Consider the following 17,295-nt stretch of genomic DNA (forward strand, 5'->3'; position numbering starts at 1 on the left):
AAGGACGGGGTTTTACGGTGCTTTGGATAAAATGGAAGCAATTCGGCGGCCCATGTACTATCAATAATGGGTTGGCATTATGCGCATTACACCACTCTGCCTTTGATATGGGCGCAATCAGTATTGATGATAATATGAAATTATTAGTTTCTAGCGGTGTGAATGGTAATCAAATGGTAGAGCAATTATTTTGGCAATTTTCAAATAAGGTAATTGGCCTACCTAAAAACACAAAAGGACATCCGAAGGATACATTTATCCATTGGCATCGTGAGCAAGTGTTTAAGCTATAGAATTAGCGAGTTGATGTTAAGTGTTTACCAATATCACTCAATATTTACAACTCTCTTATCAAGAAGAGACTGTATCTTGGCTCGGTTATTACAATACAAACGGTGATATATAAAATCTAATGACCATATCAACCTTTTTTGCGAAAGACTCTTTTATTGCATGGTGTTAGAGGCTGACTTCTACAAATATTTTTAAGATTATTATTTTCTCTTCAAGCAATTTTAATGGTTAACCTTAATGAATTACATAGCGCCATAGTTTTATTTTCAAATTTAGTATATGCCATTGCTGATCCTATTTTGGTAGCAAATATCGTCAACTGCCATACCTGAATCTGCGAGCTTTAAGATATTCACAATTTGAGTTTTAGCAAAACGAACTTTTTTCATTATGGTCTCTGAAATTTTGGGGCAAAATTTAATTATAGCTGTGTCATTTTAGGGGAAGTGGGCAATGACGCATTTGCCTTTCTACTGTATCTTTTGACCACAAGCCTGACTCAACCAATGAACTACAGACCATTGTTCTAAAACCATGTTCACAGACTTCGGTCTTAATATCATAGCCCACTACACGTAATGCATTGTTTACCGTGTTTTCTCTCGGATTGTCATTATCGATAAAGACTAGCGAATGATTACCACAGAATTAATAGACCTGTTTTAAGATATCAATGGTTTGTCGGCTTAAAGGGGCGTAGGTTTGACCTTAGTATACTTGGGAAGACTGAAAAATGGGGAAAAGCCTTGTAAACATTGGATTTCAGATAAAAAAAAGACGTCCATTGATGTTCTTATGGTGTGAAGGCCGGACTCGCTTTTAATATGCAATGCATTGTTTTTGTTTAAAATAAATTAATAGAAAAAATTTTATATACTTAAATATATTCTCATCGGTTTAAATCTATCATTAGATTAGCTGTATCTCATAGAAACATGTAGTTTATCTATCTATTTAACTATAGAACATTTATTATTTAGACTATATAGTTACTCACTCATTTAGTAGGTAATATTATGGTAACAGTAACAAGAGAAATAATGAAAGAATGGATAATTGAATGCCTACAAGAAAAAGGCGGTAAAGCTTGGCCTCGTGAAGTCTCAAAATATGTTTGGGAGCACTATGAATCTAAGTTGAAGGCTTCCGGTAATATTTTATATACATGGCAATATGATATTCGTTGGGCAGCCCAGCAGTTAAGAAATGATGGTACTCTTAAAGCAGTGAATGGCAGAAGAGATTTGCCATGGGAGTTAGACTCATAGTTATGATAAATAGAACATTCTTATTATCAGTTTTAGCAAATTATAAATTGATACAACGCTATTTTAGGAGATGCTATACATCATATCTTACAATTTTTTTCAGCTTCCTGTACTAATTTTAAAAGAAGCTTTATGTCTAAACCAACATCACCATATGTAAAACTAGTTTCAACAATATTTTTTTTCGATTTGCGTAAATCATAATGAACATGATCAGGCCCATAAAAAATATCATGATGATCAGCTGAATCAACCCTAGATAGCGCCTTTCCTTCAGCACTTAAAATATTATAGGCATAATTTGATAAAGAATGTTGTCTAATTACTATAGTAATTCCAGAATGTCTACGGGCGGTTACAGTATTTCCATCAACTTTAATAATCGAACATTCAAGACTTGTTTTAAGAACATCACAAGTCTGCTCGAGACATTCTTCAATAGTTAATGGGGATGTTTTTGAAAATATGACTCTACCTCCCAAATGTTCTGAGAGATAATTCAGTAGTGTTGATTTATCCTGAGATGCTACCTCATGTTCCAGACATAGTTGCATACCAATCATAATTCCTGAGTCTCCATAAATTGTACTGGTTGCTACTCGATCTGTTTCTACACCACAAACTAAACATTTCCCATTGGAAGATAGCCAAACCCCTTGATTTACAGACGTATTCTTCAACCTCCCACCAAGTAAACCATTAAACAAATTTGAATCCATATTTCTTTTATTCAACCACACTTTATAACTCTGCATATATCCAACATCATCGATTAATTTTGAAAAATTAGTATCATCTATAGGATTCAGTTTAACTCCATTATTTTCAAGATAGCTACCTATTCGAGCAAACAAAAAAAGGTCACTTGATTTCATAAAATAAATTCTAGCTGCTGGAAAATGAGTTGTTGGCTTATACAACGCATTTATATGTAAAACATCAGCACTAATATAAACATGAACATCATTTGCATCGCGCATCATCCAAAGTAATTCTTCTTTATTAAGCATTTCTATGGTTAAAACAGGTTTTCTTTCCTGTAGTACATTTCCTCCCAAACACTGAATCATACTATCTACAGCCGAACCACTTAACTTAAGATTAATACAATCAGTTATTACATCTGTTAGTTTCACTATACTCTTCCTTATTTTTATTTAATTTCACAATAATCAAATTATAAAATAGCTTATCAAGCATTCAATAATTTCATTCCTAATTCCTCACCAAATAATCACAATATTGCCTTGATAAAATATCTTCTAGTATCAATTAACATAAAATGTATTTGAATAGACTGACTCCTATTTTTATATATGAATTCTTATTTACTAAAATGCTCATACATCTCTTCTGTCATAACCCACAGTGCCTTATTCAATTTGATATCGCCATTAATACCATTTTCACTGAGCGCGTCCGCGCTTGCTTACCTTTTGCATTTCTACCTGATAATCCTCCTTTGATTAAATTCTCCTGCAAACGTTGGTACACAGTCCACAGAGCATCTTTCTTATCCTCCCAACGACGAGGCTGTAATGGTAGGGATATAGGTATAACGGTCACTTCTCGACTCATGTTTTTCTTCAGAGAAAACACTGGGTACGGTACAAAATAATTCTTCCATCGTTAATGGCCGGTCACGACGAATACTGTTGGCACGCCCAAAGCGTGAGGCTAATCGACTCATCATCAATCCTTAAATAATTTATTAGTTAGATAAATACGTTAAATACAGTGAAATAATGCAGACAGAGATAAGAACAATGGGGTGAATATAGGAGCGAGGAAAGCGTAAAATGCGTAAAATAGATTAATCAATTAGGTAGAAGATAGCCTCTGCTTCAGGGTGCTGTGAAGCAAAATCCTGTAGTTGATAAAAACGTTCGCACATCACCTCTCTTTCTGTTTTAAATGACCACACACTAGAAACCAATAAACACACGACAATACCCATCACTTGAGGAGAAACCTGCGATTCATGCCTATTATGAGAGTTGATTAAAAGCATGTGCTCTTCCGATAAATCAGGGTAAAGGTAAGCCCCTTGATTTGATAAAGTACAAAACGACCAAAAACCCCGTGATAGTCAGGACATAATTGGTCGAGGGTGTGAAAGATAACGGATTCTATTTTTAACCATTGTGGAATAGCCGCAAAGATATTGTCTTCAAAACTTTTTAATACTCGATGGCTATGCCCTTCAGACCACTTCTTATTAGTTGCATGCCAATCACGAGCAACCTTCTCAAAGGTATTGAATTCTTTTTGTTGCTCTTCTTTAACTTCTTTGCGTTTCTCACTAGGGTCTACCCCACTGGCGACAAACTTTCTTGCTTCATCTCGTTTTTCACGAGCATTCGCTAGGGAGACATCAGGGTAAACGCCAAATGCTAGCATCTTTTCTTTACCGCCAAAGCGATAACGGAAGCGCCAATATTTAGAGCCATTAGGATGAACCAGAAGAAATAGTCCGTTACCATCTGTCAGCTTATATGCTTTATCTTCAGATTTTGCAGAACGAACCTTAGTATCGGAAAGTGCCATTTTAACTATCCTCGCAGCCGAATTGCGGGTACAAAACTTTATCGAATCGGCATATACCCGCAAATGTACCCACATCATTAACTTGATATCGGTTGAGTTGAGTATACGTTGGTAGAGTTAAAATGCGAGAGGAACCTTGCAAACACTGGATTTTAGATACAAAAAAAGACGTCCGTTGACGTCCATTGATGTTCTTATGGTGCCGAAGGCCGGACTCGAACCGGCACACCCGAAGGCGGTTGATTTTGAATCAACTGCGTCTACCAATTCCGCCACTCCGGCACTGAAGTGTGTTTGGAAAACAGGCTCATTATACTTGCGTGAGGAACCCTCGCAACAATTATTGTTGGTTTTCAGTTTGATTGGCGAAAAAAAGTGCATTTATCTTATCGTTCTTCTATGAATGGGGCAAACTTGTAACATTCATCTATCGATAAGCAACATTGAATTTAACAAGTCTCAATCCCTAAGTCTCTTAGCACACTGACTTCATTTATTTGTGCATAATGGATTATCTTCTGTTGTCATCGTTATAACTGAGCAGTAGATAAAATCGATATATTAAACTATATATAACGAGATATAAAAAAAGGATCAAAACTGGGTTAGTGTTTTGATCCGACGGTACTGCAATTTAAGGGCTTAATTTTATTTTTATGACTATCGTTATTTTTTTAATGTCACTGCCCTTTTCTTCCCTGGTGTAAGGAAGAATTTTTATTCTAAATAGAGTGTTATATTTAATATATATTGTTATTTAAAATAGATAGCCTCTAACTATTTCTTTAACTATATAGTTAATAAATAGCTTTATTTCCCTATCCATTGATTTACTTACTGTTATTTAAACTATTTTATTTTTAAGATAATAATACTTAGTTAAATAAAAGTCTTATCTTTAAATAAAAAGCCCTCTATTAAAATAGATTTATTTATACTGATGATTAATTCATTATTATTTTATTACGGCGATTTTTTACTCTCTTTTTATTTATTCGCTTTCCTTTCATCTTGTTATGTTTTATTTCTGTTTAACCATTTTCCCTTGTTAATTTTGTTAATACGTCTTTACTCTCATTTAGTGTTTAGCTGTCGATTTGATGAGATTATATTAAGTTTTCTTTGTATGTTTCACAACAATTAAAGTATTACAAAGTATAACACGCAGAGTGAGTATCTTTACAAAAACCTTGAAAATGGATAATTTAAATATAGATTTAGAATATAAAACCTAAAATCAATCAATTTAAAGTATATAAATCCATTAATTAACATTTACTTGATAAACAACTGTTAACCGAATAATAAAGAAAAGCTAATAATAAAGTAAAAATAGGCAAAATTTAGGGGGGATTGTAACACCTTTGTAATACTTTCCTGTTTTTTTCACCCTTTTTATGTACAAAAAATAACCAATAATAAGATTTTTATGATGTCCTTCACAAAAAATCTCTTTGTAGAAGTCCTTCAGCCTATTTTACATCAACTTTTCATTAACCCACTATTGCTCTGATAGACATTCTTATTTCTGATAATATAATCAAAATTTGGTTTAAATCTGCTATAAAGGGGATGGTATGGGTATTGTTAGCTGGATCATGGCCGGTATTTTTATTGGGCTTGTTTTAGGTGCTGTACTAAAAATGATAAATAAAAACAAAAAGTAACGCGATAAAACAATCATCCATTTATGTTATGGCTGATTTATTTTGTTCCCTTTTCTTTCACCTTACTCGTTATGTTGATCATAAAATGAAAAAACATCTCCTAAAATATCTCCTCATTCCTGTTGCACTACTTACGCTCAATGCCTGTAGTCAACGAGCAACGGTAACGCCAACGTTACCCGCTAAGTTTAATCAACATAATGTGCCTGAATTGTCACAATGGCCAACCACCTTATCACCAAAGGCGAATAATAGTCGGGAGATTTTTGATAAGTATGCTCAGCAGATTTATCAAAAGAGTAACCCTCAAGGAATGGTGATTGTCATGATTAACAATACGCAATCTCTTAATCGTGCTTTTGGTACTACAAGCCCCGATAGCCGTCAAACCCCGTCAATGAACTCATTAATACGTATTGCTTCTATTACTAAATTAATGACGAGTGAAGTGATGTTAAAATTACAAGATGATGGCAAGTTGTTGGTTACTGATCCTCTGCAAAAATATAGTTATTATGGTGTCGATATTCCATTAGTGAACAATCAATCTCCTATTCGTCTTTATCATTTAGCTACCCATACCAGTGGTTTTCCTCGTGAACAACCCGGCGGAAAATGGGGTAGACCGGTTTTTATTTGGCCAACCCATGGCGATCGCTGGAACTGGCTAAAAAAAGCCTCTTTAACAACACCGGCGGGACAATCTGCCTCTTATTCTAATCTGGCTTATGATTTATTAGCAGATGCATTAGTGAAAGCCTCTGGTAAAAACTATCCTCAACTATTAAAACAGTATGTGACACAACCTGCGGGAATGCGTGATACCACGTTAACGCCAAGTAGCACACAATGTCAGCGATTATTAATTGGTTATAGACCCAGCCCTTGTTCTGAGACTATCGCCGCCGCCGGAAGTGGGGGGGTTTATTCTACGCCTGCAGATATGCAACGTTGGATGCAAGGCTTTTTAAACTCAAATAATACGATGAGAAAAGCGACGGCCAGTAAAGAGCAGTCTATTTATTTTCCGCGCCAACGACTATCTTCTATTGAAGGGATGGATGTTGCAGGGCGAGCGGATGGCATTGGCTTAGGATGGGTTTATATGGCGCCTGCCAATGGTGTGCCTGCTATTTACCAAAAAACCGGTGGTGGCGGTGGTTTTAATACCTATATGGCAACCATTCCTGAATTAAATATCGGTGTTTTTGTTGTCATCACCCGTAAAGCTAATGGCACCAAGTTTAGTGAAGTGACTCGAGGTACAAATGCCCTTGTGCGTGCTTTAGCACAAAGTTTTTAAACGAAATAATCAACTTATAGACCGATAAAAAAGCGCCTTGATTGTTGAAGGCGCTTTTTCTTTAAGCATTGTTAATCGTTAATACTACTTAGCGATTACGCCTCATTAATAACCATAAACTTAATACTAAAAAGAGCATACCAGGAACTAAGGCTGCCACTACGGCAGGAATGCCATATACCAAACTTAATCGGCCTGAGACTTCATTCACAATATAGAACAGAAAACCAAAGGCTATTCCTGTTACCACACGCAGCCCCATAGGTACAGTACGTAATGGGCCAAAAATAAATGACAGCGCCATTAGCATCATCACTGCAACAGAAATAGGCGCAAAGATTTTTTTCCAGAAGTTCAGCTCATAATTGGCTGATTCTTGCCCACTCTGTTTGAGGTATTTTACATATTGATATAAGCCACTTATGGATAAGGCATCTGGATCTAATGCCACAACACTCAGTTTTTCAGGTGTTAGGCGAGTCTGCCACTCTAAAGATACCTGTTTTTTACCCGTGATTTTTTGTGGCGAAGTAAGATCAGATTGCTCAACTTGTTTCAGTAACCACACTTTTTTATCTGGATCATAAGTGGCACTGGATGCATAACGCACAGTTTCAAGTTTTCGATTATTATCGAAATTATACAGCGTAATGCCTTGCATCTCATTTTGGCTTTTAATACGGTTAATATAGATAAATTGATTACCATCTTTAGCCCACATTCCACGGTTAGTGGACACTAAAGAGTTACCCATGATCTTTTCTGCACGGTAATTACGTGCATATTGTTCACCTTGCGGTGCCCCCCACTCGCCAATTAATACCGTTAACAGTACTAATGGGATCGCGGTTTTCATCACGGAGCCGGCAATTTGCAAACGAGTAAAACCCGATGCCTGCATCACCACCAGCTCACTACGTGTCGCTAATGCCCCTAGCCCTAATAAAGCCCCTAATAAGGCCGCCATCGGAAAGAAGATTTGCACATCTTTGAGGATATTTAAAACCGCATAAATCCCCGCATCTAAGGTCGTAAAATCACCTTGCCCTACTTTGCGCAGCTGATCGACGAATTTGATAATGCCAGACAGTGATACCAGTAAAAATAGCGTCATCAAAATCGATTGCAAAATCGTACGCCCGATATATTTATCTAATACACCAAACATCAGGCAACTCCTTTCTTAAAGCGAGCACGTAGTTTGCGCATTGGTAAGGTATCCCACGCATTCAATAACAGCGCTAAAGCAAAATAAATCCCATTCACTGTCCACATAGCAATAAGTGGGTCAACTTTTCCTTTTTCACCGCTTGAACGCAAGGAGCTTTGTAATAGGAAAAACACCAAATAAAGTAACATCGCCGGCAACATACTTAATACTCGCCCTTGACGTGGGTTGACTTCACTTAACGGCACAACCATTAACGCCATGATCACCACAGAGAAAATTAAGGTTAAACGCCAATGAAATTCAGCGATAGACTCAGGCTCTGTTGAGTGCCACAACTCATTCATGGTTTTTTGTTCGACGCGATTACGGCTAATAGTAGACTCTCGATGGCCTATCACCGCTTGGTAATCGGTAAAATCAGTAATACGAAAATCGCGTAGTACCGCCGTACCTTCATACCGCGTACCCTCGCTAAGTACCACGACTTGGTTACCGTTTGGTAGCTCTTTGGTATACCCTTTATCCGCCACCACAACAGATGGGCGTTGGTTTTGTGTTGGACGCAATTGAGCCAAGAAAACATCTTGGAATTGGTTGCCCTTTACGCTACCGAGATAAAGCACCATATTACGGTCACTGGACATTTTAAATTGCCCTTCCATTAATGCCGCTAAGCTTGGATTGGCTTTTGCATCTTCCAGCACTTGCTCTTGATGTACAGACGACCATGGTATCAACCACACCACATTCCCTGCCGCCAAGACGCTAGTAAGTAATGACAACAATAGTGCTGCTTGCACTAATGCTTTTTTACCTATTCCACAGGCATTCATGACGGTTATCTCACTTTCAACATAAAGTTTGCTGTAAGTCATCAGAAGACCAAGAAAAAGGCTTAATGGTAGAATAAGCTGTGCCATCTCGGGGATCCCCAGCCACAGCAGAGAAACCACAAGGTTTGTAGGAATATTACCTTCTACAGCAGCCCCTAAAATTTCAACCAGCTTTTGGCTAAAGAAGATAAGCATCAAGATAAATAAGATGGCTATCTGACTTTTAAGGGTTTCCCGAGCTAAATATCGAATTATAATCACGCTAGTTATGCCTGTGAAAACTTGTCTTTTTGCAGGAAAATCGCTAACTTCGTTGTATATCTATCATTTGTGCATCTCAGTTAGACATTCTTGCAGCCCAAATGATATCAAAACATGCTATAAACAGGTTCCCAATCAGAACAAGCTTATAAGTTAGCTAAATTAGTTGTGTTCAATTAATGCATTTAGCTTAACATAAAAAGTAAACTTTCTATGGGGTAGATTAATGCGGATCACTATTCTAAACGATACTTTCCGTTTTTGTCTTTAATATTCAGGAGAACGCATGGAGTTTAATGTAAAAAGCGGCAGCCCAGAGAAACAACGCAGCGCTTGTATTATCGTGGGGGTGTTTGAGCCTCGTCGTTTATCTCCGATAGCGGAGCAACTTGATAAAATCAGCGATGGTTACATCAGCGCCTTATTACGCCGTGGTGAACTGGAAGGTAAAGTCGGCCAGTCATTGCTGCTGCACCATGTGCCAAATGTTCTCTCTGAGCGCGTTTTGCTGATTGGTTGTGGTAAAGAGCGTGAATTGGATGAACGTCAGTACAAACAAATTATTCAGAAAACAATTAACACGCTCAATGAAACAGGGTCAATGGAAGCAGTTTGTTTTCTGACTGAGCTACATGTTAAAGGCCGTAATAATTACTGGAAAGTACGTCAAGCGGTTGAGACTGCAAAAGACTGCCTCTATACCTTTGATCAACTGAAAAGTAATAAAACCGAATTACGTCGTCCATTACGTAAAATGGTCTTTAATGTCCCTACTCGACGTGAATTACCAAGCGGTGAACGTGCTATTGCCCACGGCTTAGCTATTGCATCAGGGATCAAAGCCTGTAAAGATTTAGCTAATATGCCACCTAATATCTGTAATGCGGCATACTTAGCCTCTCAAGCTCGCCAACTCGCTGACTCATCCGCGAATGTCTCTACCCGAGTCATTGGTGAAGAGCAGATGAAAGAGCTAAATATGAATGCCTATTTAGCGGTCGGTCAAGGTTCACAAAATGAATCTTTAATGTCGATTATTGAATATAAAGGTAATCAAGATCCTGAATCCCGTCCAATCGTACTGGTTGGTAAAGGGCTCACCTTTGATTCTGGTGGTATTTCAATTAAACCTGCTGATGGCATGGATGAAATGAAATACGACATGTGTGGTGCAGCAACAGTATATGGTGTGATGCGCGTCGTTGCTGAGTTACAACTACCTATTAATGTCATCGGTGTATTGGCTGGCTGTGAAAATATGCCGGGTGGTAAAGCCTATCGTCCTGGTGATATTCTTACTACTATGTCAGGCCAGACTGTTGAGGTATTAAATACGGATGCTGAAGGTCGCTTAGTGCTGTGTGATACATTAACCTACGTTGAGCGCTTTGAGCCTGAATTAGTTATTGATATCGCCACATTAACAGGGGCTTGTATGGTGGCATTAGGTCATCATTATAGTGGATTAATGTCTAACCATAACCCATTAGCCCATGAATTAATGAATGCTTCAGAGCAAGCGGGCGATCGCGCATGGCGCTTACCTTTAGGCGAAGAGTTCTATGAGCAAATTGAATCTAATTTTGCCGATCTTGCCAATACGGGTGGACGTTTAGGGGGAGCCATTACCGCAGGTTGTTTCTTAGCGCGCTTTGCAAGCAAATATAACTGGGCACATTTAGATATCGCAGGTACGGCATGGCGCTCTGGTAAAGCAAAAGGTGCTACGGGTCGCCCAGTATCTTTACTGTCGCAGTTCTTATTAAACCGCGCAGGTTTGAATAGCGACGAGTAATACCGCATAATTATTAAGGTAAATAGAGCAGACTCATAGAAGGGTATTGCAATGCAATACCCTTCTATTATCGGGATATCATGAAAAACGCCACGTTTTATTTAATGGAACATCCATCAATACATCAAGATTTACAAGCCCATGAATGGCTTGCTTGTCAACTTGCCGCAGAACATTGGCGTTTAGGCAAACGTGTTTTGCTCGTCTGTGATTCACAGCCACAAGCTGAATTGTTGGATGAAGCACTATGGGCAAGAGAGCCACATCAATTTGTGCCTCATAACCTAGCAGGTGAAGGGCCTCGTTATGGTGCGCCTGTTGAATTATGTTGGCCGGGCAAACGGGGCAATGCCCCCCGTGATCTCCTGATTAATTTGCAGTCACAATTTGCAGACTTTGCCACAGCTTTCCATGAAGTGATAGACTTCGTACCTATCGATGAACAATTAAAACAGTTGGCGCGAGAACGATATAAAATTTATCGTAGCGTCGGCTTTACTTTGACAATGGCTACGCCGCCAACCTATTGAATACGTAAAGAATATGGAAAATAAATCCGCACCGAAAGAGCCATCGCTCGATACAACTTATAATCCGACAGAGATTGAACAACCTCTGTATCAACATTGGGAAAAAAATGGCTACTTTAAAGCCAATGGTGATACATCCAAAGAAAGCTTTTGTATTGTGATCCCACCACCTAATGTGACAGGTAGCCTGCACATGGGTCATGCTTTCCAACAAACCATCATGGACACCATGATCCGCTATCAACGTATGCAGGGTAAAAATACCTTGTGGCAAGCGGGTACTGACCATGCAGGTATCGCAACACAGATGGTTGTTGAGCGTAAGATTGCTGCTGAAGAAGGTAAAAACCGCCATGATTATGGCCGTGATGCTTTCATCGATAAAATTTGGGAGTGGAAAGCAGAGTCCGGCGGTAATATCTCTAACCAAATGCGCCGTTTAGGTAACTCCGTAGATTGGGATCGCGAACGCTTTACCATGGATGAAGGTTTATCTAAAGCAGTAAAAGAAGCCTTCGTTCGTTTACACAAAGAAGATCTTATCTATCGTGGCAAACGTCTTGTTAACTGGGATCCTAAATTACACACTGCCATTTCCGATCTCGAAGTTGAAAACCGCGAAGTAAAAGGCTCAATGTGGCATCTGCGTTATCCATTAGCTGATGGCGTTAAAACGGCAGAGGGTAAAGATTATCTGATTGTTGCCACGACTCGTCCTGAAACACTGTTAGGTGATACTGGCGTTGCGGTTAACCCAGAAGATCCACGTTATAAAGATCTGATTGGTAAAGAGGTTATTCTACCTTTAATGAACCGTCGTATTCCTATTTTAGCGGATGAACACGCGGATATGGAAAAAGGCACCGGTTGTGTAAAAATCACCCCTGCCCATGACTTTAATGACTATGAAGTAGGTCGTCGCCATCAACTACCAATGATTAATATCATGGATTTTGATGGCAACATTCGTGTTAGCGCAGAAGTATTAGACACTAACGGTGTTGAATCTGATGTATATAGCACAGAGATCCCAGAAGCCTACCAAGGTATGGAACGTTTTGCAGCACGTAAAGCTATTGTTGCTGAATTTGAACGTTTAGGATTATTAGAAGAGATCAAACCTCACGATTTAACGGTACCTTACGGTGATCGTGGTGGTGTGGTTATTGAACCTTTATTAACTGACCAATGGTATGTCCGTGCAGCACCTTTAGCGAAACCTGCGGTAGAAGCGGTTAAAAATGGCGATATTCAATTTGTACCTAAACAGTACGAAAACATGTACTTCTCTTGGATGAATGATATTCAAGATTGGTGTATTTCTCGTCAACTGTGGTGGGGTCATCGTATCCCGGCTTGGTATGATAACGAAGGTAATGTTTATGTCGGTCGTGACGAAGAAGAAGTGCGTCGTGAAAATAACATTGCTGCCGATGTAGCATTACGCCAAGATGAAGACGTACTCGATACGTGGTTCTCTTCTGCACTGTGGACATTCTCAACCTTAGGCTGGCCAGAAAACACCGAAGCACTGAAAACATTCCATCCAACGAATGTGTTAGTGAGCGGTTTCGATATTATCTTCTTCTGGATTGCCCGCATGATCATGATGACCATGCACTTTATTAAAGATGATGAAGGTAAACCACAGGTTCCATTTAAAACCGTTTATATGACAGGCCTTATCCGTGATGAAGAAGGTCAGAAAATGTCAAAATCTAAAGGTAACGTACTTGATCCTTTAGACATGATTGACGGTATCACATTAGATAAACTGTTAGAAAAACGCACTGGTAATATGATGCAACCACAAATGGCTGAGCGTATTGCTAAACGCACCAAAAAAGAGTTCCCAGAAGGTATTGAAGCACATGGTACTGATGCTCTGCGCTTTACTTTAGCGGCGTTAGCTTCTACAGGGCGTGATATTAACTGGGATATGAAACGTCTGTCAGGTTACCGTAATTTCTGTAACAAATTATGGAATGCCAGTCGTTTTGTGCTGATGAATACAGAAGATCAAGACTGTGGCTATCAAGGTGGTGAGATGACATTCTCATTGGCTGATCGCTGGATCTTAGCTGAATTCAATAACACCATAAAAGCCTATCGTGAAGCGTTAGATAATTATCGCTTTGATATTGCTGCCGGTATTTTATACGAATTCACTTGGAACCAATTCTGTGATTGGTATCTTGAGTTATCAAAACCGGCGGTTCATAAAGGTAATGATGCTCAAAAACGTGCTGCTCGTCATACCTTGATTGAAGTATTAGAGGGCCTGTTACGTCTTGCTCATCCAATTATTCCATTTATTACAGAAACTATCTGGCAACGCGTTAAAGAGGTGAAAGGCATTGAAGGCGAAACCATCATGCTTCAAGCTTTCCCTGAATTTGATGCGTCACTAGTCGACGAGCAAGCACTTAACGATCTGGAATGGATCAAAGAGGTTATCGTCGCAGTTCGTAATATCCGTGCAGAAATGAATATTGCGCCAGGTAAACCACTGGATGTTATTTTACGTGGTGCGGATGAAACGGCTAAACGTCGCGTCAGTGATAACATTGGTTTCTTAAAAGCAATGGGTCGCTTAGCGGATATTCGCCCATTAGCGGAAGGTGAAGAAGCACCATTATCGGTAACTAAACTAGTGAGCGGTGCAGAGCTGTTGATCCCAATGGCCGGCTTTATTGATAAAGATGCAGAGCTTGCCCGTTTAGATAAAGAGCTTGAAAAAGTAGAGAAAGATATCACTACATTAGACAGCAAATTATCAAACGAAGGCTTTGTTAATCGCGCACCTGAGGCTGTTGTCGCCAAAGAGCGTGAGCGTTTAGCATCTTGTTTAAATGCTAAAGAGAAGCTGATTGCCCAAAAAGTCTCTATTGCTGCGTTATAAGTTATTGCACCATTAATACTAAAACCCGCATTGATTGCGGGTTTTAGTTTATTTTTAACACCTAATATCGTTACTACTTAAGATATAGGTTGATCACTAAACCTAAAAATAAAACATTTTTTCACTATATTGTGACTCGTTTTGCAGTGAAATAGTGTTCTATAGTGCCTTTTCTCTATTATTCTCTCTCTAATGAAATAGATATTTGAAATATATCTCTACCAACAAATACCCTAATCATATAAATAAACAGGCATAACAGTTTACAATCCTATTTAATCAATTAAGATGTTTTCAGTGGCCCTCAGTGCTACTTTCAATGAAGAAGTTCCTTTCCGGTGCTCTCTCAATACATTATCAAAAAATATTCTACTAATAAGTAAAACGATGAGTGCAACTATGACTGCAAACCCTAATGCAACACAAAATATTATTATCAGAGCCATTGAAAAAAGAGATAACGCCGGCATTGCACGCGTTATTCGAGAAGTTTCCGCCGAGCATGGCTTAACAGCGGATAAAGGATTTGCAGTAGCGGATCCGATTTTAGATACCTTATTCGAAGTTTATCATCAACCTCGCAGCGCTTACTGGGTGGTAGAAATGGATGGCGAAATTGTTGGTGGTGGTGGTGTCGCACCTCTTGCAGGTGGCGATGGGGAGACTTGTGAATTACAGAAAATGTATCTCTCTTCTAAGTTACGAGGAAAAGGAATTGCGAAAAAAATTGTTCAGCAATCTCTTGAGTTTGGTAAGCAACAAGGCTTTAGTCGCTGCTACTTAGAAACTACTGATATTTTAAAAGCAGCAATTGGTCTATATGAAAAATTAGGCTTTGAGTTTATTGATAAAGCATTAGGTAATACAGGCCACAGCGACTGTGAAATTCGTATGCTGAAATCACTTTGATATTTCTCATAACCATGTATCTACATGCTGTATAGATATAAACGCCCGCATATTTAATGCGGGTTTTTTGTTATCTCACAATAGCACTTATCAATATAAAATGAATTTATCTTAATGGTATAAAAGAGCGATATTTTACAGCTATTTTTAATGATTAATCTATATTTAAATTATTAGCAATCTATTTCACATTAAATATTTATCTTAAATTTAATAAAAAAACACAAGTTTAATTTATTTCTCATTTTACTCTAGATAATCATATTTCACATCTTAAATAAAATATTTTTTAGTTTCTGTTCTATTTTAAAATTCCTATTTTTTTATATTGCTATTTATAGATAATTTAATATCTTTATGCACAGAAAGTCATGCTGTGGCTTTTAACATTCTAAAATTAAAAAGGAATTTCTTATGAAAAACTTTGTCAAAATTGCACTTATTGCTTCTTTTGTTACCGTAATGACTGGTTGTACTGGTAGTGTTTACAACAAAGAAAAAGATTGTAACTACGACTATTTATTACACCCAGCAGTATCTATCTCTAAAATTATCGGCGGTTGCGGCGATACTAATAAATAATATATAGTTTTATGAATAAACTACATTCTGAGTTATTTTTATAAAGCAGAATGTGGTTTTTATTTTGGAAAATAATTAATAATAATTTTAAAATCATTTTTACTGTTAGGCTTTTCTACTTATCATCCCTGACTTTTTTACCTTAAAAAGATCATTCATTTTTTTTGAATACCATCAACAAATTCCCCCTATTTTGTTTATAGAGCGAACAATTTATGATCATACTCATTAAGAAATCGCGATAACCTGTATTACCTCCTTCTGTGTCTGGGTTATTGCGGTTTCTTTCCTTAATCAGGAGAAACATCATGACAATGAGACAGGTAAAACAAATTTATTCAGCACCTAATCCACATTGGGTTGGTAATGGCTTTTCTATGAGCACAGTATTCTCTTATAAAGAGAATGCAGAGCAATATAGCCCATTCTTATTAATGGATTATGCTGAGCCTACATTATTTAAGCCTGTTACTAATGCGCGTGGTGTTGGGACTCATCCCCACCGTGGATTCGAAACGGTCACTATAGCTTATCAAGGCGAAGTATCTCACCATGATTCTACCGGTCATGCCGGTACAATTGCTGAAGGTGATGTGCAGTGGATGACAGCCGCTTCAGGTATTTTACATAAAGAATATCACTCTGAAAAAATGACGAAAGAGGGAGGTATGCTTGAAGTCGTACAACTGTGGGTTAATTTGCCAAGCGCGTATAAAATGGCACAACCCCGTTATCAAGCACTAAAAGCGCAAGATATTCCTCATGTGCAATTACCTAATGCACAGGGCTATGTCCGAGTCATTGCCGGTGACTATGCAAATACATCTGGTATTGCTATGACCTATTCCCCTTTAAACCTGTGGGATGTGCGCTTAAATCATGCGGGTACTTCACACTATGCTATCCCTGAGGGACATAATGCGATGCTATTTGTCGTTAAAGGTGCGATACATCTCAATAACAGTGATATTGTACGTCAACATGAAATCGCAATATTAGATACCCACGGTGATACCCTAACATTAGGATCCATGGGAGACGCTATCGTATTAATATTAACGGGTGAGCCCATTAATGAGCCAGTAGTAGGACAAGGGCCTTTTGTCATGAATACACAACAAGAGTTATTACAAGCTTTTGATGACTATGACAATGGTAAGTTTGGTATGATGGATTAGCCATTTAAAAAATACCCGTCACAAAAAGAATTTGTGGCGGGTGTTCTTTTTTGCA

Annotated in this window: 12 protein-coding genes, 1 tRNA gene and 4 pseudogenes; 9 read left to right on the forward strand and 8 right to left on the reverse strand. The window is 38.2% G+C overall.

What is annotated here, in order from left to right:
* A partial coding sequence (locus HMPREF3129_RS10090; RefSeq protein WP_368072762.1) for an HNH endonuclease occupies window positions 1-293 on the forward strand: 293 nt, incomplete at its 5' end.
* Between the two features lie 454 nt (window positions 294-747).
* Here the strand turns inward: HMPREF3129_RS10090 and HMPREF3129_RS18960 are convergent.
* Window positions 748-987 (reverse strand): annotated as a pseudogene (locus HMPREF3129_RS18960) (integrase); the annotation flags it as partial.
* A gap of 347 nt (window positions 988-1,334) precedes the next feature.
* Here HMPREF3129_RS18960 and HMPREF3129_RS10100 point away from each other — a divergent pair.
* Window positions 1,335-1,562, forward strand: a complete 228-nt coding sequence (locus HMPREF3129_RS10100; RefSeq protein ID WP_223302906.1) for a hypothetical protein — start codon at window positions 1,335-1,337, stop codon at window positions 1,560-1,562.
* Between the two features lie 80 nt (window positions 1,563-1,642).
* Here HMPREF3129_RS10100 and HMPREF3129_RS10105 read toward each other — a convergent pair whose 3' ends face one another.
* The 5 genes and pseudogenes from HMPREF3129_RS10105 to HMPREF3129_RS10125 all read right to left on the reverse strand — a co-directional run bounded on the left by HMPREF3129_RS10105 (window position 1,643) and on the right by HMPREF3129_RS10125 (window position 4,391).
* Entirely contained in the window at window positions 1,643-2,698 is a 1,056-nt protein-coding gene (locus HMPREF3129_RS10105) for a DUF6516 family protein (RefSeq protein ID WP_036919651.1), read from the reverse strand.
* A gap of 188 nt (window positions 2,699-2,886) precedes the next feature.
* Window positions 2,887-3,252 (reverse strand): annotated as a pseudogene (locus HMPREF3129_RS10110) (hypothetical protein).
* Window positions 3,253-3,375: 123 nt separating this feature from the next.
* Window positions 3,376-3,588, reverse strand: a pseudogene (locus tag HMPREF3129_RS18965) (antirestriction protein); the annotation flags it as partial.
* A gap of 122 nt (window positions 3,589-3,710) precedes the next feature.
* A pseudogene (locus tag HMPREF3129_RS10120) lies at window positions 3,711-4,109 on the reverse strand (Arm DNA-binding domain-containing protein); the annotation flags it as partial.
* Window positions 4,110-4,306: 197 nt separating this feature from the next.
* A tRNA-Leu gene (locus HMPREF3129_RS10125) sits at window positions 4,307-4,391 on the reverse strand.
* A 1,470-nt stretch (window positions 4,392-5,861) separates the two neighbouring features.
* Here HMPREF3129_RS10125 and ampH point away from each other — a divergent pair.
* Complete coding sequence (gene ampH / locus HMPREF3129_RS10130) at window positions 5,862-7,079, forward strand: D-alanyl-D-alanine-carboxypeptidase/endopeptidase AmpH (RefSeq protein WP_036900676.1); 1,218 nt, start codon at window positions 5,862-5,864, stop codon at window positions 7,077-7,079.
* An 88-nt stretch (window positions 7,080-7,167) separates the two neighbouring features.
* Here the strand turns inward: ampH and lptG are convergent, their stop codons facing one another.
* The gene (lptG, locus tag HMPREF3129_RS10135) at window positions 7,168-8,247 is read right to left on the reverse strand and encodes an LPS export ABC transporter permease LptG (RefSeq protein ID WP_004246180.1); all 1,080 of its coding nucleotides are present in this window, start codon (window positions 8,245-8,247) and stop codon (window positions 7,168-7,170) included.
* Entirely contained in the window at window positions 8,247-9,344 is a 1,098-nt protein-coding gene (gene lptF, locus HMPREF3129_RS10140) for an LPS export ABC transporter permease LptF (RefSeq protein WP_004249580.1), read from the reverse strand. The genes lptG and lptF overlap by 1 nt, the downstream gene beginning before the upstream one ends.
* A gap of 286 nt (window positions 9,345-9,630) precedes the next feature.
* On the opposite strand from lptF, the gene pepA reads away from it, so the two are divergent.
* From pepA to HMPREF3129_RS10170, 6 genes are all read left to right on the forward strand, one after another.
* Complete coding sequence (pepA, locus tag HMPREF3129_RS10145) at window positions 9,631-11,139, forward strand: leucyl aminopeptidase (RefSeq protein WP_004246183.1); 1,509 nt, start codon at window positions 9,631-9,633, stop codon at window positions 11,137-11,139.
* 80 nt (window positions 11,140-11,219) lie between these two features.
* A complete protein-coding gene (locus HMPREF3129_RS10150; RefSeq protein ID WP_004246185.1) occupies window positions 11,220-11,669 on the forward strand; it encodes a DNA polymerase III subunit chi in 450 nt (149 codons plus the stop codon).
* 13 nt (window positions 11,670-11,682) lie between these two features.
* The gene (locus HMPREF3129_RS10155; protein WP_004252953.1) at window positions 11,683-14,571 is read left to right on the forward strand and encodes a valine--tRNA ligase; all 2,889 of its coding nucleotides are present in this window, start codon (window positions 11,683-11,685) and stop codon (window positions 14,569-14,571) included.
* 399 nt (window positions 14,572-14,970) lie between these two features.
* On the forward strand, window positions 14,971-15,480 hold the full coding sequence (locus HMPREF3129_RS10160) for a GNAT family N-acetyltransferase (protein WP_004249583.1): 510 nt from the start codon (window positions 14,971-14,973) through the stop codon (window positions 15,478-15,480).
* 414 nt (window positions 15,481-15,894) lie between these two features.
* Complete coding sequence (locus tag HMPREF3129_RS10165) at window positions 15,895-16,062, forward strand: YhfL family protein (protein ID WP_004246189.1); 168 nt, start codon at window positions 15,895-15,897, stop codon at window positions 16,060-16,062.
* Window positions 16,063-16,370: 308 nt separating this feature from the next.
* Window positions 16,371-17,240 carry a pirin family protein gene (locus tag HMPREF3129_RS10170; RefSeq protein ID WP_004246191.1) on the forward strand — a complete coding sequence of 290 codons (870 nt, stop codon included), beginning with the start codon at window positions 16,371-16,373 and terminating at the stop codon, window positions 17,238-17,240.
* Window positions 17,241-17,295: the final 55 nt, after the last annotated feature.

Origin of the sequence: Proteus sp. HMSC14B05 (assembly GCF_001808035.1) — a bacterium.
GTDB lineage: Bacteria > Pseudomonadota > Gammaproteobacteria > Enterobacterales > Enterobacteriaceae > Proteus > Proteus mirabilis.

Excerpts from the sequence above, each read along its gene's own strand:
- HMPREF3129_RS10100 (WP_223302906.1), top strand. The coding sequence starts at position 1,335 with ATGAAAGAATGGATAATTGAATGCCTACAAGAAAAAGGCGGTAAAGCT.
- ampH (WP_036900676.1), top strand. The coding sequence starts at position 5,862 with ATGAAAAAACATCTCCTAAAATATCTCCTCATTCCTGTTGCACTACTT.
- lptG (WP_004246180.1), bottom strand. The coding sequence starts at position 8,247 with ATGTTTGGTGTATTAGATAAATATATCGGGCGTACGATTTTGCAATCG.
- pepA (WP_004246183.1), top strand. The coding sequence starts at position 9,631 with ATGGAGTTTAATGTAAAAAGCGGCAGCCCAGAGAAACAACGCAGCGCT.
- HMPREF3129_RS10150 (WP_004246185.1), top strand. The coding sequence starts at position 11,220 with ATGAAAAACGCCACGTTTTATTTAATGGAACATCCATCAATACATCAA.
- HMPREF3129_RS10155 (WP_004252953.1), top strand. The coding sequence starts at position 11,683 with ATGGAAAATAAATCCGCACCGAAAGAGCCATCGCTCGATACAACTTAT.
- HMPREF3129_RS10160 (WP_004249583.1), top strand. The coding sequence starts at position 14,971 with ATGACTGCAAACCCTAATGCAACACAAAATATTATTATCAGAGCCATT.
- HMPREF3129_RS10165 (WP_004246189.1), top strand. The coding sequence starts at position 15,895 with ATGAAAAACTTTGTCAAAATTGCACTTATTGCTTCTTTTGTTACCGTA.
- HMPREF3129_RS10170 (WP_004246191.1), top strand. The coding sequence starts at position 16,371 with ATGACAATGAGACAGGTAAAACAAATTTATTCAGCACCTAATCCACAT.